This window comes from Clostridium sp. (genome assembly GCF_050717535.1).
In the GTDB taxonomy this organism is placed as follows: Bacteria; Bacillota; Clostridia; order Clostridiales; family Clostridiaceae; genus Clostridium_AD.
Genome location: NZ_JBOITM010000072.1, coordinates 23,433 through 45,333 on the forward strand (window position 1 = coordinate 23,433; position 21,901 = coordinate 45,333).

Sequence of the window (21,901 nt, forward strand, 5' to 3'; positions counted from 1 at the left end):
GGCAAGTTAAAACTTGCCATTTGGATGACACCCATTTCATATTATTGACTTAATTACAACATTAGGAAATTCTAATAGATCTATTTCATAAAATTTAATAGGTTTTCTAGTTTTATGTTCATAAAGCACTCTTATTATAGGTCTATCAGGAAAATTTTTATTTTGCTTAATTACATAGCCCTCCACTCCATTGGATAGCTTTAAACAAACACCTAACGGAAATACTGAGAATGTTTCTTTAAATCTTTGTACTATTTCCTCGTCAAAGGCATTCCCAGAACCTGCTAAAATTAGTTCATAAGCATCACTAGGACTAAATTTTTCTCTATAAGTTCTATCATTACTTACAGCATCATAAACATCACAAACACAAATTATTTTTGCGAATTTAGGGATTGCATTACCCATAAGCCCAAATGGATAGCCGTTACCATCAACTCTTTCATGATGAAATTCTACTGCTTTTAGGACCTCGGTAGATATAGAATAATTTTTTTCTAGAATACTTCTTCCATAAGTAGGATGCTTCTTAATTTCTTCAAACTCTTCAACTGTAAGTTTACCTGGCTTTGTTATAATCTTTATAGGAACTTTAATCTTACCTATATCATGTAATATTGCTCCAATACTTAGCTCTTTTAATTCATTTTGCTTTAGGTTCATTGAAAGGCCAAGAAAAATCGCCATAATTCCTGTATCTATAGAGTGAAGGTAGGTATAATTATCATAAGTTTGAATGTCATACAAGCTTTTATTTACATCACCCATCTCGATAATATAATTAACTAAATCTTCCACAACTGCTAATGAATCTTTAGTACCTTTTTTATCTCCAGTGGTTACATTTTTTATTATCTTAGACATATTTTTCATTGTTATTGCTTTTAAATCACTTAATTTTTCATCTTCTATTGTTATATCATCTAATCTAGCATCTTCTACATATACATAAAAAACGCCTAATTCTTTTAGCTTTACAATATACTGCTCCGTCAACTTGACTCCTGTTCGTAGCAAAATGCTTCCGTCATTTGTTAATATATTTCGTCCTAAAATCTCGTCAACCTTTACTCTATTAATAAATTCAAGTCTCATAATTACTCCTAAAAATTCATTCTTAAATTAAGTATTTTTATAAATTGCCAACATTTTTTCATCTATTTATATTCTTCTTCTTTTCCTTTGATTTTTTCAAAGGCTTCCTTAAGTTCTTGCTTTATTAACTCACATATCTCAATTATAGCATCGGAAACAACCTCATGGTCTTTAGAATATTCAAACTTTACCAGCCAAGTTGGGTTATATTCATCATCGATAACTTCAATAGAATAACCTTTAGATTTAAAAGCTTCTTCATTAAAATAATCATAAATTGCTGTATATTGCCACTCCTCCACATCTACCTGAGTATCAAAATACAAGTTTATGGATTCTCCATAATAATTTAATTTTGTAACAAATTGTGCTCCCTCTGAAGCTTCAAAGCTTCCAAGTTCTTTAACAAATTGATTAGTTTCTTTATCTATTTCCATTAGTACTAGTGAAGAAAATTGCATAAAAACCATCCTCTCTTATTTTTTACATTTATTGCAGTCACTACATTCACTGCATTCTTTGCAAATACCTTTTAAATAAACACGACTTTCTGTAAGTGTTATTCCAGTCTTTGCTCTTATTTGTTCCTCTATCTGAGGTATAGGGCAATCTATAATCATTTCCTTATGACATAAATCACATTGAATTATATGTTTATGCGCATTTTTAATTATAGTATAGTTATACATATTATTTCCCAAATCAAATTTATTTAAAATTTTTTTACTCTCCAGCAAATCTAGTGTTCTATATACCGTAGACAAGTCTATTTTTATGTTATCTTTTTTAAGCAATGAATATATAAGATTTGCATTTATAGCATCTTCACTAGAAAGTAAAATTTCCAATATACTTTTTCTTGCTTTAGTAACTTTAATATTTTTCTCTTTTAAGTACAAAATTATATCCATTTACATCACCTTACTAAATTATTATAACAATTATAACAATTATAATATACCTCAATCTTGTCATGAATACAAGCATTGCATTGAATAATGGATCTTTTTTCATATTACAAAAAGGCTTCTACAAAAGTAAAAGCCTTTCAGAACCCACTAAAACGGATTAATACATTAATGTAGATTGTTTATTTAATTTCCTTTAATATTGCTACCAAGTAAGTAAACATTCTATCTGTTGATGAGATACTTAAATGCTCTTTAGGTGTGTGTACATCATAAACATTAGGTCCAAATGATATTTGATCAAGTTCGCCCTCAAATTTTTCACTAAATAATGCGCACTCAAGACCAGCATGTATAGCTGCTATTTCAGGCATCTTACCAAATGTATCATTATATGTCTTTTGTAATACTTTTCTTATCTCAGAGTTTGGATTATATGCCCACTCTGGATAATCAGATTGGAATTCAATAGTTGCTCCTACCATTTCTGCAAGTACTATAGTTTCATCACATATTGCTTGCTTTAAAGTCTTTACAGAACTTCTTATTGCAGAATCAAATTCTACATTATCTTCATGAGTAATAAGAACTCCTATATTTGTTGAACTTTGCACTAGGCCAGCAATTTCCATACTCATACTTTTAACTCCATTTGGAATAAGGAAAAGTACTTGCAGTGCTTTTGTAGCAGTATCATCCGAAAAATTTCTTTCAACTTTTTTATCTAGTATTTCCATAGCTAAATTAACTTCTGGGTCAACACTTTTCAGTTCATTTTTCAATATAGAATTCCACTGTGATAATTTTTCAATAACGAGTGTCTTATCATTTTCTCTAAACAATATAATAGCATCTGCTTCGCGAGGAATTGCATTGTTTTTAGCTCCGCCGTTTATTGAATTTATTTTGAAATCTATAACTGATTTTAAATCCATTAGGAAACGTCCCATAATTTTGTTAGCATTTCCTCTTTCTTTGTTAATTTCCATTCCAGAGTGTCCGCCGTTTAAGCCTCTTAGTCTTATTGCACAGTTTATAAAACTTTTATCTGCTTTTTCCCAAGTTATTGGGAGCATTATTTTTTCTCTTACTCCACCAGCGCAACTTACTAAAAGTTTTCCTTCTTCTTCTGAATCTATATTTATTAATATTTTTCCATCTAAATTTTTACGCTCTAGCGCCTTAGCACCACCCATACCTGTTTCTTCTTCAGTAGTTATTAATAACTCTATTGATGGATGAGCAATACCCTCCGATGCAAGAACAGCAAGGCCAAATGCTACTGCAATTCCATCGTCAGCTCCCAAAGTAGTTCCATTAGCTCTTAAAAAATCTCCTTCTACAATAAATTCAATAGGATCTTTTTCAAAATCATGAACTATATCTAAGTTTTTTTCACAAACCATGTCCATGTGACCTTGAAGTATTATAATTGGAGCCTTCTCATAACCTTTTGTTGCAGGTTTTTTAATAATAACATTAAACGCACTATCTTGTATAACCTCCAACTTACGTTCCTTTGCAAATTTTACAAACCAATCACTTACTGCTTTCTCATTACCTGAGCCTCTTGGAATCTGATTCATCTCTTTAAAATATTTAAATGCCTCATATGAATTTAAACCTTTTAATTTTTCTAACATGTTTATCATCCTTTCGTTTAAAAAAACATCATTTTTAACCCAAAAATTATTAAAATTATTCCCCCAATATAGTCCGCATATTTTCCTACAACTTCTATTTTTTTTAGATATTTAGAAATTATAAAGGCCGCTGTGGACATTACTAGAGTTATACCACCAATAAATAATGTATCTTTAAATAATATAACCTTTGTTATATTATTTAATACTGTGAAACCTATCACCATAGCATCTATGCTTACCGACATTCCTAAAATAAAATACATTTTAAGTTTCAGTAATGGACACTTCCCCTGATCCTCAATGCCTTCTTTAATCATTAGCACTCCAACGAAAGATATAAGCATGCCACCAATTATACTGGGCATGGCCGCTACATATGTGTTGAAAAGAAAACCAGCATAAGCCCCTATGTATGAAAATAAAAATTGGAAAAATGCAAAAGAAATAATAAAACCTATCTTATTTGTGAATCTAGTTTGACTATTTAATCCTATACATAAAGCCACCCCAAAAGCATCTAAAGATAATGCTAAAGCAATTGTAAAAAGTGAGTATAAATCCATGAATTACCTCCCAAAATAATACTCTACAATATATTTAGTATAATTACTTTATTATTATTCCAATTTTCTAATTCATCATGTATAGCATTTCATATTCATTATCAATTATTCAAAGTTTTTTGTCAACACCATTTTAATCTCTATAGCTAAAAATCATTAAATTAATTTTAGTTGTATATATCCTCTTCTATGGATTATAATGTAAAGGGAATATACAAGGAGGTGTTATATTGATTTCAATATATAGCAGTGCAGAAAATAAACAGCTAACAAAGCTGGAAAATATAGAGGCAGGTTGCTGGATTAATATGATAGATCCTTCTGATGAGGAATTAATATTTGTATCAAAAAAGGCAAATGTTCCTATGGATTTTTTAAAAGCTGCCTTAGATGAAGAGGAAACTTCTCGAATAGATATAGATGATTGCACCTTAATTATTTTGGATATTCCCTTTACAGATATGGATGATAACTCACTAACCTATGATACTTACCCACTATCCATGATACATACTGATAAAGTTATAATTACTGTATGTTTAAAAAACAGCAAAATATTATCAGATTTTACTACAGGAAAGGTTGGCTCTTTTTTTACTTTTAAGCGTTCAAGATTTATGTTACAAATCTTATATAGAATTGCCAACTTTTATCTTATATATTTAAGACAAATTGACAAGAAAAGCTATATGGTAGAGAAACAGTTACATAAATCCATGAAAAACAAGGAACTTCTTCAACTATTGGCACTTGAAAAGTCTCTTGTATATTTTTCTACTTCCTTAAAAGCAAATGAGGTCACCTTGGAAAAAATGCTTAAACTAGACGTCCTTGAAAAGTATGAGGATGATAATGACGTATTAGAAGATGTTATTATTGAAAATAGGCAGGCTATAGAGATGTGTACTATTTATAGTAACATTTTAAGTGGAACTATGGGTGCTTATGCGTCTGTTATTTCAAATAACCTTAATATAGTAATGAAATTACTAGCTGCTATTACTATAGTTATGGCTATACCTAATATGATTTCTGGCCTATTTGGTATGAATGTAACTGGAGTACCCTTTGGTACTACTGGTGTAGGCATGGGCTTTTGGTATGTGGTTGCAATCGTTGGTGTTATTGGCATATTGGTTATTTATTACTTGAACAAGAAGGATATGTTTTAAAATCCCGGGGTGGGGTTGACCCCCGGGTGTGAACCTGCCCCAAGGGTTTATGCTTTAAAATGTACTTTGCAGTTATTTATGTCATAATCCTTATTAACAATATAATCTTCTGTTATAACAAGTTGATAAATTTTAGCTTTATGTGCGTTAACATTTACGTTTTGGGTTTCAAATATTCCCTTAGCTACTGTTTCGCCTTGTAAATCTTCTACTAATATTGGCAATTTTTCTAAGTTTATAACTTTATCACAACCATTACGGATTAATACAACTATAGAAATAGAGTTATCCATGCGTTTTTCTATTTTAAATACCTCAACATTAACATCTCCAGCTTTTATATATGGTAACTTATTTAAAAATTTTACGAAGCTATTTTTTAAATCGTGGTCCATATTTTCTGGCATGTCTTCAAATTCAATCTTTACAGTATTTATAGCACTAACAGTATTTTCAAATTGTATTTTCCAATCATCCATTGGAATTGTATCAACAAATACGTTTGCCTTATCAAAATAAATTTTATAAGGTCTTGCAGAAAGAGAAGGTAATATGCCAAACTCCTGCATGTACATAGTTTGTTTCGCAAGTATATCTCCATTATTATTTACAATTACTAGTGGAACCTTGTCAAAGTTAATTTGATTTGTAAGTCCATTTCTAAAATAAACACTAACCTCTATTTTATCTCCCATATCAAAGGTATATATACCATTAATAGATACTTGACCCTCTTCTAAAGGTGGTAGATCCGCTAACTCTTCATTCAAAAATTCCTTTTGAAAATCAGACATAGCCCCTTTATCATATTCATTAAGATGCAGCTCTATGTTTACTGATTCCTTTTCTGTTATTATTGCAGTTTCATTTTTTTTCACACTAAATTCCTCCTAATAGGCTTTATCCCAATATTAATCGTCACTAATTACAGTTTATTTCATCAAATTATAGTTTATTATATCACATGCTTTTAAAGCAAATAATAAATTCTCATTTTAATTAACTCCAACAATAGTTAACTCCAACAATACATTCTCATTTTGATTACCCATTATAAATTACGTTAAAACTTGCAAATAGTTGCACTTGATTTTTAAGGATTAATTTTAAAGGTGAAGTACCAACCATTTGTGATGCAATCACCTCTGATACTTAGAACCTTGTTACTAATATAAACTGCATATTGTTCATCAAGTTCAAATTTATTAATCGGTGATATACTTATAATTTTTCCATTAGAAGATGCCTTAAAATCAATCAATTTGCCTTTGGAGTTTTTTATTGAGATATTATCAGTATTAACTGTTTTTGCATCAACTAATTGAGTAAATGTTATATTCCAAACTTTTTTAGTATCTTTACTTTGTAAAAATGGGAAATCTGCTAAATCTAAAAATTTACTATTTGATTTTTTATATTCAATTTTAGTAGCTACTATTGATAATCTATCCTTTAGCCTATTTGATGCCTTTCCAAAATCAGAATCACTTAATGTTGACATTAAGTATATTGCTGAATCATAAGTACTGTAGCTTGTTTGCAATTCCGCTCTTTTAATAGCAACAATAATTTTACCTAATTCTTTCATTTTTTCATCTTTTGGATTTTTAGTTACTAAATTCTCTAATATAATATCTAGCTTTTCTAATAACGATTTTTTTTCTGTCACTGAATCATCCAACTTATACACTAATTCCATTGCTTTTTTATAATTATCTAATGTAAGATTATTATCTGTATTTTCTATAGCCGATTTAGCCGTTTCAATTGTTTTAATAATTTCATCATCTTCTAAATACAGCATTGATTTAGAATTTGTGCTCATGGTAGGTCTACTAACTGTTTCACGGTAATAATTTGATGTAACAACTGCACTTCTAAAGGACACACCGGTTTCGTAGCTAGTAGCAATGTGTTCCGATGGTATAAGTGCTTTAGCAAAATATTGCATTAGTGTATTATCTGATACTGATTTGATTATTACACCGTTATTGTCAAATACTTCAGTTGGTTCGGCAATGGTCCATCCATAACTCGGCAAATATATTTCTGCCCACATATGCCCGAGTCCTGTTAAATCAACAGAGCTTTTGTTAATCAAATTAGCATTATTCCTAAATCCAATCACAGTTCTAGCAGGTATTCCACTCGCTCTACATAAAGCAACAAATAGCTGCGCATAATCTTGACATACACCCTCTTTAAAAACTAGTGCACTTAAAGCGCCTTTGTTTGCATATTGTGAATCTAGATTATACGTCATACTTGTGTTAACAAATCTAAATATTGCAAAAGCTTTATCATAAGGATTAGCAATATTTTCAGTTAGCAACTTAGCCTTTGCCTGTATTGCTGAACTATTTACTTCTACACCAGCTTCTTCTTTTAAATAATCCATATAATTGTCTAATTGACTATAATCTGATGTAACTTTAGACTTATCTATATTATAATCAATAGTCCCTGTTGTAAAAGTTCTTTCAATAGATATAGAATGCGAGGTATTTGGAGCTGTGCGATCCATTACAGCCGTCAACACATAAATGCCATTTACATCTTTAGTTATTGTCCCTTCAGATGCTTTAAAATCACTTACATTTGTGATATATGGAGAATTTAAATCAGTTCCTAAAGTTATAGTTGCTTTTGTATTAAGCAAATCTCCACTATCTCCATTTTTAATATTACTAATTGTATAAGTATCAACTAACTTGTACATTTTCAGGAAATCTAATGTTGGATTTGTTATTCCAAAGGCTATGGCTTGTCTTCCTATAATTAAAATTAATGCCATAGTTAACGTTAGTACTATTTTTGATATTTTTTTACTTATTTTCACCATCTCCAATCTACTTTGTACAACCAATTAATCTATGAAGCTTATTCTCTATAATATAAGGTATTTTTTGAGGATATCATTACTTATTTCCAGGCAAAATCACAATAGTTCCTACCCTAAGCCCACTCCTTATTTCTACAATAGAACCATTACTTACCCCAACCTTAACTTCCTTTTCTACTACATTTTCGTTACCTTCTTTAACCTTTACTATTGATTTTCCAGAAGCCTTTTTTATTGCTTCTTTGGGAAGATACAATACATTAGTTGTACTTTCTGTTTCTATGTCAGCGCTTAAATTCATTCCACCTTTAAGCATGCTCTGTATACCCTTAACCTTAATAGTTACTACAAAGTTTGTTACACCATTTTTAGAAATTCCATCAAGCGCTATTTTTACAACCTCACCTTCTATAGGCACTGCTATTGTCCCGGGAATAGCATCTACAGTAAGTTTTGCCTTTTGTCCTATAGCAACTTTAGCTATTTCTAGCTCGTCTATATCTACATCAACTTGTACTACATTTGTTTCTTCTATAGTAGTTACTGACTGTGCCATGATTATACTATCGCCTTTGTTTATTATCTGCTTAGCTATTATACCATCTATAGGTGCATATATTTTATAGTCTCCAAGCTGATTCTGAGTTGAGGCTATTTGAATCTCTGAATCAGTAATCTTAGAAACACCTATTTCTTGATTTAGTGTAACATCATCATTTTTAATTTTAATAACTTCGCTTCCCGAATTAATTTGTTGGTTTTTCTTCATGGAAATATTATTTACTGTGCCACCAGTTTCACTTATAACGGTTGTCTTATTTATATATTCTAAAGCTTCGCTATTTGTACTGGATATACTTCCGCTTGATGTGTCTATTGATGCACCAGCTTTCATACCTTCTGAAAGTGCCCCTGGATTATTCATTGTTATTTCTACAGTATATAACTTACCTCCAGAACTTGTAGATACTGACTTGTCACTTTTATAGGTGATTTTTCCCTTAACCGATTGCATCAAAGAGGTTATATTTACATCAACGGATTGATTTACAGATATCTTATTTATATCAGCTGCATTAAATTCCACTGCTAGCTTTAGTTTTGAAGTATCAGCAATAGTAAATAATTCTCCTCCCTTTTGAACTACATCTCCCTGTTTTACTACAATATTAGTAATTTGACCTGAAAAAGGTGTCACAATATTAAGTTTGCTTACAAGTGTTGTATTTGCATCATTAGATAATTGATTTGTAACTAGTGCATTTTTGCTTTGGCTGGCAGTTAAAATAGCCGCAGAATCATCGAAATCACAAATCAAGTCGCCAACTTTAACCCTGTCTCCCTCTTTAAAATATATGTTTGTTACTTTACTGTTTACCTTCGATGATATAGCTGCAGTTTTCCCATAATATACTGCTCCTGTACCTGACACCAAAAACTTTATATCCCCCTTCTTTACTATGGCAGTTTTTTCTATAACTACTTTGCCTGCAAGTTTATTTTGAACTATAGGTGATTTGTATAAAAGCACAGATACAATTACTATTATAACAATCCCTACAGTATATTTTACAATTTTCTTTGAAAATATTTTTTTCATTTTTATTTATTCCCCCCTTGATTTTATAAATTCAATATTTGAATATCAAATCATCATCTGTGCAACTGTTCTTATTGGAAGCTACATTGGAAGTTACAATGCTATTAACATGAGCTACTCTACACTTTTTAAAGCTCCAAGCATATCAATTTGCTTTAGCTTTTTACTAAGAAGCATATTAACAAAAATAGAAAACATAAAGGTTAACCCTGCAGCATATAGGAATGTAACACCCTTAATATATGGACTAAATGTCATATCTTCTTGTGCTGAGGCAGTCATTATAAATCTTGTGAGTCCTATACCCATTGGCATTCCAATAATAATGCCAATAATTGTGAAAATCGTATTTTCTCTTAAAACCAATGTCTTTATTTCATTATTCATAAATCCAAGTACCTTTAAGGTTGCAAGCTCTCTCATTCGTTCATAAAAATTTAAAATCCCCAAGTTATATAAAACCACTAGTGCAAGAATTCCACCAAAAACAATAAGTATGAAGGCAATTGTGTTCATTGCACTCATCTGACTATTTATAGAATCTACTAGTTCACTCTTTTGTTTTATAGCAAGGATAAAGTCATATTTTTTTGTATTTTTTATAAAACTAGTTGGATCCTTTGTATTTATATATATATAAGAGGTTGTATATTCCTCGCCAATTTTTCTCCATAGGGATCTACTTACATAACAACCTGTGATATTGTCTTTAATAGAAACTACCTTTACTTTTCTTACATCATTTTCTTCCGAAACTACAAGGTCAATGATATCTCCCTCATGAATATTTAACTTTTTCGAAAGAAAAGTTGATACTATAACTCCGCCACTGGGCATAACCATACTATCCATGGCTTCCATAGTAGGCACCATCAGCGATATTGTATCCTCCATCACACTAATTGTACTACTTTCACTTTTAGAACCTTTAGATACTTTAATAACCGCACTCATTACACTTTCAGCCTTATCTACACTAACAAGTTTTTTTATTCTCTCAGTTTCTAAGATGGAGGTGTCTTTTTTGAATATTACCTGAATATCATATTTATACATATTTGAAAACATGTTAACCATTAATTTTCCAGTAGTATCTCGAAATCCAAAAGCTGTAATTATAATTGCCATACAACCTGAAACACCCAAAACGCACATAATTAATCTCATTTTATTTCTGAATATATTCCGCGCTATAGTCTTTTGTTCAAAATTCATCTTTGCCCATAAAAATTTAATTCTTTCAATAAAATTTTTGCGACCAACCTTCGGTGACTTTGGTCTCATACATTCTGCTGGGGAGTATCTTATCTCACGGGCACATATAAATGCGGCTGTACCACAGCAAATAATAGTTGTAATAACTACCGACTTGAAAATTGATAAAACATCAAAGCTAACTATAAGTTTCGGCATAGTCATACTAGTAGTAGCCATCTTTAACATTGAGTTTGTTATTAAGCTTGACGATAGGACTCCCACAAGATTACCCAAAATAACCACTATAAAGGCATAAGAGAAAAAATAATTGAAAATAACTATTTTGCTATAGCCAAATGCCTTTAATGTTCCTATCATCATTCTATTGTTTTCTACAACCCTTGACATAGTAGTAAACATAATAAATGCTGCAATGAGAAAGAATATCATAGGTAGTATACTGGCGATTGCTTTTGTATTTTTAACTTCACTTATTATAATAGAAGCCTTTTGATTATCCTCAAAACTTAAAAGCTGGTTTAACTTTGTTCCCAGGATTTTCTCCATATCCACTTTGAATTTATTTTTATCTGTATTATCCACAACTTTTAAAGTAATTTTATTATAGGACATGATCTCTTTCATATCGCCCAATGCATCTTCTTTTACATATGCAAACCCATGTTTATAGCTATTAGGTACGAGCTCCATACCACCCACATTGTATATATTTTCTGGGCTATTAATTAACGCACAAACGGTGAAAGTTAACTTTTTTTCCATTTCTTTAATTCTTAGCTCAATTTTATCATCAATATTGATATTATGAGCTTTTGCGTAGGAAGCATCTAGCATACATTCCCTATTACTTTGGAACATCCTTCCAGATATAATATATGGTTTATTAATATTAAAATCCCCTGATACACCACTTAGGTCAATGCTAATATTTTCATCTTCATAATCTTCTGTTGGTATACTGATTTCTGATTGTATACTCTCCACAGCATCAAGCTTAGCAATTTGCTTTTCATCTAATTTAGTAAACTGACTTCCATACACCCAATAATCAGCAACATTCTGACTTTTATAATAACTATTAGCTACTTTGGTAAGGTTATAACCATATCCACTCATACCAACATAAACCATTGCCCCAAGGGCCGTAATAATTATTACAGCAAGAAGCCTTGGTAATGTTGAAAATATATCTCTAAAAAAGTTACGAATTAGCATCTATATCACCACTCAATCCTCTCCACAGGTATAGGTGATGGATTTTCTTCAATACTTACTACCTGTCCACTCTTCATTCTGATAACCATATCTCCTATAGGTGCAATTGCAAGGTTATGCGTTACAATTATGACAATTTTATTATTCTCACGGCATATTTTATGTAAAAGTGAAAGTACACTTTTACCTGTTATATAATCCAATGCCCCAGTTGGTTCATCACATAATAATAAATCTGGGTTTTTAGCAAGAGCCCTTGCAATAGCAACCCTTTGCTGTTCTCCCCCAGATATTTGAGACGGAAAATTTCTTTCTCTATCTGATAGTCCAACCAGCCTTAGGCTTTCTCTTGCATCAATTGGATTTTTACATATATGACTTGCCAATTCTACATTTTCTAGAACATTTAGATTTGGCATAAGATTATAGAACTGAAAAACAAACCCTATGCTATTTCTTCTATATAATGTAAGTTTTAAATCATTATAGTTTGTTATTTCCTGTCCAAGAACATTAACACTTCCAGACGTCGCTGTATCCATTCCACCTAAAATATTTAAAACTGTAGATTTGCCAGCACCACTTGCTCCAATCAAAACAACCAAAGATCCTGTTTTTATGGAAAAGCTTACATCATCAACAGCAATAATTTTTGTTTCACCCATATGATAAGACTTCACTAAATTTTTAACAACAATTGCTTCACTCAATCAAATTCCCCCTCTGCTATTCCTTTGTTTGCTAACGAAATAGCTAGACGTCCCCATTTTCATACAACACGTATTTAATTAACAATTAAGTTAAATTTTAATTCAATGGCCTATAGATGTCAATACCTTATTAGAAATGCTCCAAATCTTTGCTGTATATTCTTTGCCCTTCTAATATATACATTTAATCTTAAAGGTGCTAAGATATACTGATGACTTGTATTCTGGTAAATAAATTCGAAAAAAATTGATTATGATTATAGAAAAAATAAAGCGAATAAGTCCCTAAAAATAAATATGTAAGGTCGTGATAGTTTATGAAAAATATTTTAAAAGGCTCTAAATTATATATAAAAATTGCCTTGAGAAATTCTAAAATATATATAAAAAATGCCTTTAGAGTCTCTAAAATTTATATAAAAAGCATTTTAATAAATCATAAAATAAATTTCAAAAATGTTTTTAGAATTTATAAAAGAGATATTAGAAACATAGTAAAAAGTCCTGCAACCCTAACCATCATACTATTACTAACTATATTACCAGCACTTTATGCATGGTTTAATATTAAAGCTGGATGGGATCCATATTTAAATACCAAAGGGCTTTCAGTTGCAGTTGTTAATCTAGATAGTGGTTCAGAATTAAGAAGTGTTAAGGTTAACGTTGGAAATGATGTGATAAAAACCTTAAAAACTAATAACTCTTTTAATTGGACTTTTGTAAATGAGAGCGAGGCTAAAGAAGGTATAAAATACGGTAAATATTATGCTAGCTTGACTATTCCTAAGGAGTTTTCAACAGACCTCCTTTCTGTTGCAACTAGCGCGAGTCCAACGAAAGCAAAATTAATTTACACAGTTAATGAAAAAGTAAATGCTATATCTCCAAAAATCACCGGAAGTGGTGCAAGTTCCCTGCAAGCAGAAATCACGAAAACTTTTATCGAAACAGCTAGTGGAACAATTTTTTCTTTTCTAACTCAAGTTGGTGTGGAACTCGAAAATAATAAACCTCAACTAGAAAGTATGGTTGATATGATTGTTAAGCTAGATGATAATATGCCTAAGATTAAAAAGTCCCTAGATAATGTTTATGAGGAATCTGTAATGTTTCAAACATATATTAAAAAGGTTCAGGGAGATATCCCTGCTATAACTAATGGAGTAGACAATATTTTGGATTTTACTAAGACAAGTGGTTCCTATGTAGCAAAGTCTAAAGATTCAATGAAAGAAGTATATCCAATTGTAAAGAAAAACCTTTCCCTTATAAATGATATAGCTAATACTGCTGAATCTTCATTAAAGGATGTTCAAGACTTACACCCATCAAATAATGCTTTAATTAAACAGACTTTGATTAGTGCTAGAGACCAGTATAGTGATGGAATAAGATTAATTGACAATGTTTTAAGTTTAAATAAATCAATGAACAATTTTTTAGAAAGCGATAATATTGGGACTTTAATTAATACTCTTTCAAATGCTAGAAATGAAATGGCAACCCAGCAAAATGATGTCAATTCTATGATTAATACATTAGAGCGTGGTAATCCGATTTTAATTAGCGATGTAAGTGCTGCAATAAATGGAGCAAATAAAGCTTCAAGTTTAACTAAAAATTTAACGGATGAATTTGACACTAATATCAATCCTAAAATTGATAATGCAATGGATAATATAACCGTGCTATCCAAAAATGCAACCAGCATGTTACAGAAACTAAAAGGCAATCTGCCCGCGGTCAGTAAAATACTTAATGATACTGGCGCCCAAGTGGACTCAAAAGTAAATAGTTTAAAAAAAATAAAGGATACTTTCCCCAAAACAGAACAAGATATGCATTCAAGTGCAGAACAATTAAAAACACTTACTAGTGATAAAAAACTTAATGATATTATCCTCATGTTAAAAAAGGACGGTAATAAAGAAAGCAATTTCTTATCAAACCCAATAGAAATAAAAGAAAATAGAATGTATCCAATACCTAATTATGGTTCGGCTATGTCCGCATTTTATACTACACTTGCTATTTGGGTAGGTTCGCTGATAATGTTTTCATTCCTATCAGTTGAGGTTAACGACTTTAAAAGTACCATACCTATAACTACAAAAGAAAAATTTTTAGGGAGATATTTTACCTTTATAAGTATTGGAGCTATACAAGTTTTAGTAACTATGGGTGGAAACTTGTTTTTACTTAAGACTTATGCTGTTTCTCCCGTTATCCTTGTACTTTTTGGACTTTATGTAAGTATTGTATTTGTTACTATTATGTATTCCACCGTATGTATTTTTGGAAATATAGGTAAAGCCTTGCTGGTTGTAGTAATGGTATTACAAATTTCAGCCTCAGGAGGAACATTTCCAGTAGAAATGCTAGGCACGTTCTCTCAACATATAAACCCTATGCTTCCATATACTTATTCTATAGGTGGGATGAGGGAAGCCATCGCAGGAATTTTACCAGAAGCATTAATTATGGATGTGTTAACACTTGGCAAATATTTTATTGTTTTTTTATTTTCAGGATTTTTATTACAAGATAAAATGAGTAAAATAGCTGAGCGCTCTGCAAAACTTTTTCATGATAGTGGCTTTGCAGATTAATAGCATTCATTTAAAAATACTATAAGAACTATAAACAAAAATATATATGTAAGGTTGTGGAGGTCTATGAAGAATATTTTAAAAAGTTCTAAAATATATATAAAAAATATTTTAAAACCTCATAAAATAGATATGAAAATTGTTTTCAAAATTTACAAAAGAGATATGAAAAATATATTCTCCAACTATATAACAATACTGATAATAGTTGGGGTATCATGTCTACCCGCGCTTTATGCATGGTTTAATATTCAAGCAGGCTGGGACCCATATTCAAATACTAGTGGAATTTTAGTTGCAGTTGTCAATTTGGATGCTGGCTCAGCTCCCCTGGCTACTGATTCAAAGCCAAAAGAACCTAGAATTAATATTGGAAATGATGTAATAAAAAAATTAAAGACTAATGACTCTATTGGTTGGACCTTTGTGAATGAAACCCAAGCACAAGAGGGTGTAAAAACTGGTAAATATTATGCTAGCTTGACTATATCCAAGGATTTTTCAAAGGATCTCCTTTCTATTGCAACACATAATAACCCAATAAAAGCAAAACTAATTTATACTGTTAATGAAAAAAGAAATGCTATAGCACCAAAAATTACTGGAAAAGGTGCCACTGCTCTACGTGGACAAATTACGGAAAGCTTTATTGAAACAGCTGGTGGAACAATTTTCACTTATCTTAACAAACTTGGAAATAATCTAGAAAAAAACAAACCGGAACTTGAACTTCTTATTGATAAAATGATTAGCATAGATGATAATATGCCCGCAATTGGAAAGTCCATAGACAATGCTTATGAAAGTTCTGTAATGTTTCAGAAATTCATGAAAAACATCCAAAAAGATATTCCTGTTATATCTGGTTCCGTAGACAATACTTTGGATATTACTAAAACAAGTGATGAATATATTGGAAAGGCAAAAAATCCATTTAAAAATGTATCTCCAATTATCAAATCTGACCTTACCCTTATAAAGAATACAGCGGATATTGCAGAATCCTCTTTAATTCAACTTCAAGATAGCAATCCTTCAAATAATTCTCTAATTAGAGCAACTTTAGTTAAAGTTCGAAATAACTATAGTGAAGGAATAAAGAAAATCGACAATGTTTTAAATTTTAATAAGCTAATAGATAATTTCATAACTGGTAACGTTGTTGATGCTTTCAATAATAGTCTTTCAAGAGTTAGAACTGAAATGGTAACGCAGCAAACCAATGTTAATTCTATGATTAATACCATAGATACTGGTAATGAGGTTTTAACTAGTGATATAAATGCTGCAATAAACGGCGCCAATAAAACTTCAGGATTAATGAGTAATACAATTGATAATTTCAACAGAGATACTGACCCAGTAATTGACGATACAATAAACAATACAATAAACAATGCAAGTGATATAACAAACAATGCAGGCACTATGTTACAGAATATACAAGGTGCTATGCCACTATTTAATAGTATACTTGATCAAACCAATACTCAGCTAGACCAAGGTGTAAACAGCTTAAAGGAAATAAAAAACAAATTCCCTAAGATTCAACAAGATATGCATTCAAATTCAGAAAAATTAAAGCTTCTTACTTCTGATGAAAAGCTTAATGAGCTTATAAAGATACTAAAAGAGGATGGCAAAAAGAAAAGTGACTTTTTATCAAATCCCATAGATTTAGTAGAAAATAGAGTCTACCCAATACCTAATTACGGCTCAGCTATGACCCCCTTTTATACTACACTTGCTATTTGGGTTGGTGCCTATATACTAGTTTCATTGTTGTCAGTTCATGTTAGAAAATTTGATGATGGCACACCTATAAATACAAACGAAAGCTTTCTGGGAAGATATCTTCTTTTTGTAAGTGTATCAATTATGCAAACTTTAGTAACTATTGCCGGAAACTTATTAGTTCTTAAGACTTATACCGTATCTCCTATTATAATGGTACTAATTGGAGTGTATGTAAGTATAGTGTTTGTTACCATCATATATACATTAGTATCGGTTTTCGGTCACGGTGGTCTAGCTATCACCATGGTAACAATGGTATTACAAGTTTCTGGTTCTGGAGGAACCTTTCCAATAGAATTATTAGGTGATTTCTTTCAATATATAAATCCTATGATGCCCTTTACTTATGCCATAGGTGGAATGCGAGAAGCAACCGCAGGAATTATACCAGGTGTATTAATTAAAGATATGTTAATACTCGCAATTTATTTTGTTGTTTCCCTATTTCTTGGAATCTTCTTAAAAGAGAAAATAAATAAAACAACTGAAAACTTTGTAAAAGAGTTTCACAAAAGTGGTTTAACAGGAAACTAAGATTTATATTATTTCCCATTTCTTTCATTGAGTTAAATCTTTATGTATACTACTGTAATAAAGCTTTATATTCAATGTTCTTATTAAATAAAGATAACAAAAAAACAGCACCTTTTATTTAAAAGGTGCTGTTTTTTCAGTTTAATTTTTTACCCAGGAGTCTGACCCCTAGTAAATATCTACTATCTTCCCATCAATGCCCAAAAGCAAAGTTTTAAAATCATCAACATTAACATTAGTTAAGAAACTTCCAATAGCGCCATCATAATTATTAAGTCTAGCCTTATTGAAATATTTACTAAATGTATAGTTTATACCATTAATTGTAAGTCCAGTTGGATTAAGCATATCTGGTGTAAATGCTTTAATTGTACCAATAACAACCTTATCATTTACATAAACAAATGTGTTTTTATTCCAAATATCTGATACAAAATAAACCACATCATAAGCATTCAATTGAGATTCCTGAATATTTGCACCTCTATAAATATACGAATACTTTGTATTCTTAAGCTGATCTAGAAGTTTAGCATTGTCATTTTTATAGACTTGTGGTGCACCAAAATTAGCATCAACAATGATACCATAATCATAGCCTGAATTGTCACTCTTCTTTGTTAGAATAATTGAAGAATAAGCCCTAATAGCTTTAACTGCAACTTCATAATCTACATATACTCCATGATAGTAATATAATGAAGCTTTTGGTAGTGTCATAGTTTGAGCTAAATCCTTGTCATCCGTGTAAGCTATTAATGAACTTGTTATGCCTGTTACAGCATAGTTTTCTGTAGAATTTTCTTTTACACTTACTTTAGTAATATTAGCTCCATCAATATAAAGCTTATATTTTACTCCAAGTTCAACGTCCCCAGCATTACTATTAACTGTATATTTTGTTAAACTAGTTAATCCTTGACCTGCAAGATAAACTTCGTTGTCTAAAAGATCATCGGAGGTTTTTGAATTTCCCACCACTGTTACTTCTTTTAAGCTGCCTGTAATGTCAGTATTTAAATATTCATCCTCAAAATATTTATCAGAAAAATATTCGGTTTGAGAGTCTTTAACCAATGTACTGAAAAGCCTATCAAACATAACTGCTGATACTTTATAAGTTAACTTATCGCTTTTTTTATAAGCTATATCAGTAGTTAATCCTAATTTATAAGCCTGCTGAATATAATTGTTAGGCCATGACAATTTTGAAAGCTCCGGGTCTGCATCTGTATATCCAAGCATCCTCACCATAATTGTATCCATCTCTGCCATTGTTACATACTGCTCAGGATGAAAAGATCCATCTGGTGTTCCAAACATTAAACCTACACCTACCACTCCTTTAACATATCCGCTAAGATCACTATTAGCTTTTATATCCGGGAAAATTGTTGTACCATTTAAGTTTAATGCGGTGGAAGACAATCCATCAGCTATTGCTATGGCTTTTACTAATTGACCTCTAGTTACCAGTCCATTCTCACCCTTTGTAGCCTTATCTATAACCTTTAATTGTTGCATTTTCTCCATTGAACCTGAGTAGCTTAGAGGGTTTGAGATTGCAAAAACTTGAGAGGAACCTATAGTAGAAAGTACCATTACACTTGCCAATATCAAACTTAAACCTGTTTTTTTAAATTTCATTTTTTACACCATCCTTTTTGTTATTAACACATTGCTGCATAATTTAATTCCTATTTACCCAAAGGTCTACCCCTACTTTACTGCTGCATATGGTTGAGCCAAAATTACTGCATCACCTTCTTTTAATCCACTGGTAATCTCTACATATTTCACATTACTTACGCCTAATTTCACTTCCCTTTGCTCTCCACCCTCTTGTTTTCCTTTTACTAAAACATAGTTTAACCCCTCAGACTTTGTTATTGCCTCTACGGGAAGGTATAACACATTTTGTTTATTAGTTACTTGTATTTCAGCATTTGCATTCATTCCACCCTTAAGTATATTAAATCCACCCAAGGCCTTAATAGTTACTGGATATGTGTTTACTCCACTTACAGAAGTACCTTTAACTGCAACGTATTCAACCTCACCTAGAACTGGAGTGGTTAAAGTATCTGGAAGAGAACTTACTCTAATATTTACCTTCTGCCTTGGTACTATTTTAGCTATATCAATTTCATCCACAGGTACATCAAATTTCATTTGTGTGGTATCTAAGACTTCTGAGACTTGCATACCGGGACTTACGATATCTCCAGCTTGGAAGCTCACAGTTGATAACACTCCACTAATAGGAGAAACTACTTTAAAATATTCAAGCTGTGAACCAGTTAAGCTTATTTGGTCCTTAGAAGTTACAATCCCTATATTGGAAGTTTCTTGAGCTCTCATAACTGTATTATTTTCCATTTGAATAAGAAGACTTCCGGAACTAACCTTTTGACTTTCTTTAACTGCAATTCGCTTAACCGTTCCTCCAGTCTTGCTAATAACTGCTTGCTTATTTAAATAATTTAGACTAGCATTATTTGTACTAGATACACTCCCTTTAGATGTTTTAACCTGTCCACTAGCAAGCATCCCCCCAAGAAGAGCACCTGGATTATTAATTTGCACTTCTACTGTGTATAACTGCCCCCCCGAAATTGTTGCTGAGGGCTGGTTACTTATATAGGTCACAGTTCCATTAACCTCTTGCATTAACGAAGCTACACTTATAGTAGCTACTTGACCCAAGGCTATTTGTCCTACATCTGCAGCATTAAAATTAAGTAATACTTTAAGTTTTGAAGTATCTACAATTGTAAGAACTGTGCCTCCAGGTTGAACAGTATCACCAACACTTACAGGAATATTGGTTACTTGTCCTGTAAATGGAGCATTAATTGACAAATTACCTACAGCTTCATTAGATGCATCTGCAGACACCTTTACTTGTTCTAGTCCTTGCTTAGAAACATTTAAAGCAGTTTGAGCATCTTTATCATCAAGTACATATATTACATCCCCTGCTTTAACCTTATCCCCAGTTTTAAAATTAACCTTTTTAATTGTTGCATTAACTCTAGAATATAGTTTATTACTTTTAGTAAAATTTATAGGACCTGAACCTTGAACCACAATGTCTATATTGCCTCTTTTTACAGTTGCAGTTTTCTGATTTGCGGCACTTCTAGAACCTACTACCTTATTACTCATCACAGTATTATTTAATATTACCCCGGTAATAACGATAATTGCTATTACCAAAAGCCCTACTATTCTTCGAAATCTCTTTTTATGTGCCTTATTAGTTTTATTATTTAACTCTAAATTCAATATTAGTCACCTTCCATTCACATTTATTAAACTTATAGATTATCTCATGCACTACTTCTTTGTTTGTATTTTCACACTGGCATTTGTGCCTGGTAATAATTTAGTATCAATAGTATTAAATTCAATTTTAACTTGCACTCTTTTTTCAACCTTTGTAAAAGTACCACTGGTTTGAGCTGGAAGAAAAGAGAAAGCATCCGCTGCTGCTTGTGCAATTGATTTTACTTTACCAGCAAATTTTTCACCCTTAAATTGATCTATAGTTATACTAACTGATTGGCCTATCTTTATTTTATTAAGGTCTGTTTCATCTATATTAGCTGTAACATAAATATGCGCAGGATCCATTATCAGAGCAAGTGTTGGCACCTGCAAACTTGATACGTATTCTCCAATATGTGTATTGTTTTGTACAATTGTCCCACTAATTGGTGCTCTTATATTTGAAGCCGCACCAGCAGTTACACCCGCATCTATTCGCCCAAGAAGCTGATCCTTAACTACAGAATCTCCTTCTTTTACATTAAACTCCAAAAGTTTTCCAGAAGCCATTGGTGTTACTTTTATAAAATCAGCAGATATTACCGCATTATCCGTTGACACATAATGGGTATCAGCATACCAATAATATATCACTGTAGCCCCTCCTAAAAGTAAAGCCAGGACTAAAATACTTGTTAACAATAATTTAAATTTACCCT

16 protein-coding genes are annotated in these 21,901 nt (G+C 31.3%); 3 read left to right on the forward strand and 13 right to left on the reverse strand.

The features are described from left to right. Positions 1-36: 36 nt before the first annotated feature. The 5 genes from ACREVU_RS12870 to ACREVU_RS12890 form a co-directional block, all read right to left on the reverse strand. Positions 37-1,095: an HD-GYP domain-containing protein gene (locus ACREVU_RS12870; RefSeq protein WP_431552001.1), complete on the reverse strand. Its 1,059-nt coding sequence runs from the start codon at positions 1,093-1,095 to the stop codon at positions 37-39. Between the two features lie 62 nt (positions 1,096-1,157). Then, complete coding sequence (locus tag ACREVU_RS12875; protein WP_431552002.1) at positions 1,158-1,556, reverse strand: DUF6762 family protein; 399 nt, start codon at positions 1,554-1,556, stop codon at positions 1,158-1,160. A gap of 15 nt (positions 1,557-1,571) precedes the next feature. Then, on the reverse strand, positions 1,572-2,006 hold the full coding sequence (locus ACREVU_RS12880) for a Fur family transcriptional regulator (protein WP_431552003.1): 435 nt from the start codon (positions 2,004-2,006) through the stop codon (positions 1,572-1,574). Between the two features lie 179 nt (positions 2,007-2,185). Then, on the reverse strand, positions 2,186-3,646 hold the full coding sequence (locus ACREVU_RS12885; RefSeq protein WP_431552004.1) for an aminoacyl-histidine dipeptidase: 1,461 nt from the start codon (positions 3,644-3,646) through the stop codon (positions 2,186-2,188). A gap of 17 nt (positions 3,647-3,663) precedes the next feature. Beyond that, entirely contained in the window at positions 3,664-4,212 is a 549-nt protein-coding gene (locus tag ACREVU_RS12890; RefSeq protein WP_431552005.1) for a manganese efflux pump MntP, read from the reverse strand. 230 nt (positions 4,213-4,442) lie between these two features. On the opposite strand from ACREVU_RS12890, the gene ACREVU_RS12895 reads away from it, so the two are divergent. Continuing rightward, on the forward strand, positions 4,443-5,384 hold the full coding sequence (locus ACREVU_RS12895) for a magnesium transporter CorA family protein (protein WP_431552006.1): 942 nt from the start codon (positions 4,443-4,445) through the stop codon (positions 5,382-5,384). Between the two features lie 47 nt (positions 5,385-5,431). Here ACREVU_RS12895 and ACREVU_RS12900 read toward each other — a convergent pair whose 3' ends face one another. The 5 genes from ACREVU_RS12900 to ACREVU_RS12920 all read right to left on the reverse strand — a co-directional run bounded on the left by ACREVU_RS12900 (position 5,432) and on the right by ACREVU_RS12920 (position 12,969). Beyond that, on the reverse strand, positions 5,432-6,262 hold the full coding sequence (locus ACREVU_RS12900) for an SLAP domain-containing protein (RefSeq protein ID WP_431552007.1): 831 nt from the start codon (positions 6,260-6,262) through the stop codon (positions 5,432-5,434). A 215-nt stretch (positions 6,263-6,477) separates the two neighbouring features. Beyond that, positions 6,478-8,226: a transglutaminase-like domain-containing protein gene (locus tag ACREVU_RS12905; protein WP_431552008.1), complete on the reverse strand. Its 1,749-nt coding sequence runs from the start codon at positions 8,224-8,226 to the stop codon at positions 6,478-6,480. A 76-nt stretch (positions 8,227-8,302) separates the two neighbouring features. Continuing rightward, positions 8,303-9,826 carry an efflux RND transporter periplasmic adaptor subunit gene (locus tag ACREVU_RS12910; protein ID WP_431552009.1) on the reverse strand — a complete coding sequence of 508 codons (1,524 nt, stop codon included), beginning with the start codon at positions 9,824-9,826 and terminating at the stop codon, positions 8,303-8,305. A gap of 114 nt (positions 9,827-9,940) precedes the next feature. Beyond that, complete coding sequence (locus ACREVU_RS12915; protein WP_431552010.1) at positions 9,941-12,259, reverse strand: ABC transporter permease; 2,319 nt, start codon at positions 12,257-12,259, stop codon at positions 9,941-9,943. 5 nt (positions 12,260-12,264) lie between these two features. Next, positions 12,265-12,969 (reverse strand): ABC transporter ATP-binding protein, encoded by a 705-nt coding sequence (locus tag ACREVU_RS12920; RefSeq protein WP_431552011.1) that lies wholly within the window; start codon positions 12,967-12,969, stop codon positions 12,265-12,267. 317 nt (positions 12,970-13,286) lie between these two features. On the opposite strand from ACREVU_RS12920, the gene ACREVU_RS12925 reads away from it, so the two are divergent. Further along, positions 13,287-15,581, forward strand: a complete 2,295-nt coding sequence (locus tag ACREVU_RS12925; RefSeq protein WP_431552012.1) for a YhgE/Pip domain-containing protein — start codon at positions 13,287-13,289, stop codon at positions 15,579-15,581. Positions 15,582-15,647: 66 nt separating this feature from the next. Further along, the gene (locus ACREVU_RS12930; RefSeq protein ID WP_431552013.1) at positions 15,648-17,912 is read left to right on the forward strand and encodes a YhgE/Pip domain-containing protein; all 2,265 of its coding nucleotides are present in this window, start codon (positions 15,648-15,650) and stop codon (positions 17,910-17,912) included. A gap of 168 nt (positions 17,913-18,080) precedes the next feature. On the opposite strand, the gene ACREVU_RS12935 is transcribed toward ACREVU_RS12930, so the two are convergent. The 3 genes from ACREVU_RS12935 to ACREVU_RS12945 all read right to left on the reverse strand — a co-directional run bounded on the left by ACREVU_RS12935 (position 18,081) and on the right by ACREVU_RS12945 (position 21,836). Next, on the reverse strand, positions 18,081-19,559 hold the full coding sequence (locus ACREVU_RS12935) for an S-layer homology domain-containing protein (RefSeq protein WP_431552014.1): 1,479 nt from the start codon (positions 19,557-19,559) through the stop codon (positions 18,081-18,083). A 72-nt stretch (positions 19,560-19,631) separates the two neighbouring features. Then, positions 19,632-21,200: an efflux RND transporter periplasmic adaptor subunit gene (locus tag ACREVU_RS12940; RefSeq protein WP_431552015.1), complete on the reverse strand. Its 1,569-nt coding sequence runs from the start codon at positions 21,198-21,200 to the stop codon at positions 19,632-19,634. 51 nt (positions 21,201-21,251) lie between these two features. Further along, on the reverse strand, positions 21,252-21,836 hold the full coding sequence (locus tag ACREVU_RS12945; RefSeq protein ID WP_431552016.1) for an HlyD family secretion protein: 585 nt from the start codon (positions 21,834-21,836) through the stop codon (positions 21,252-21,254). Between the last annotated feature and the right edge of the window lie 65 nt (positions 21,837-21,901).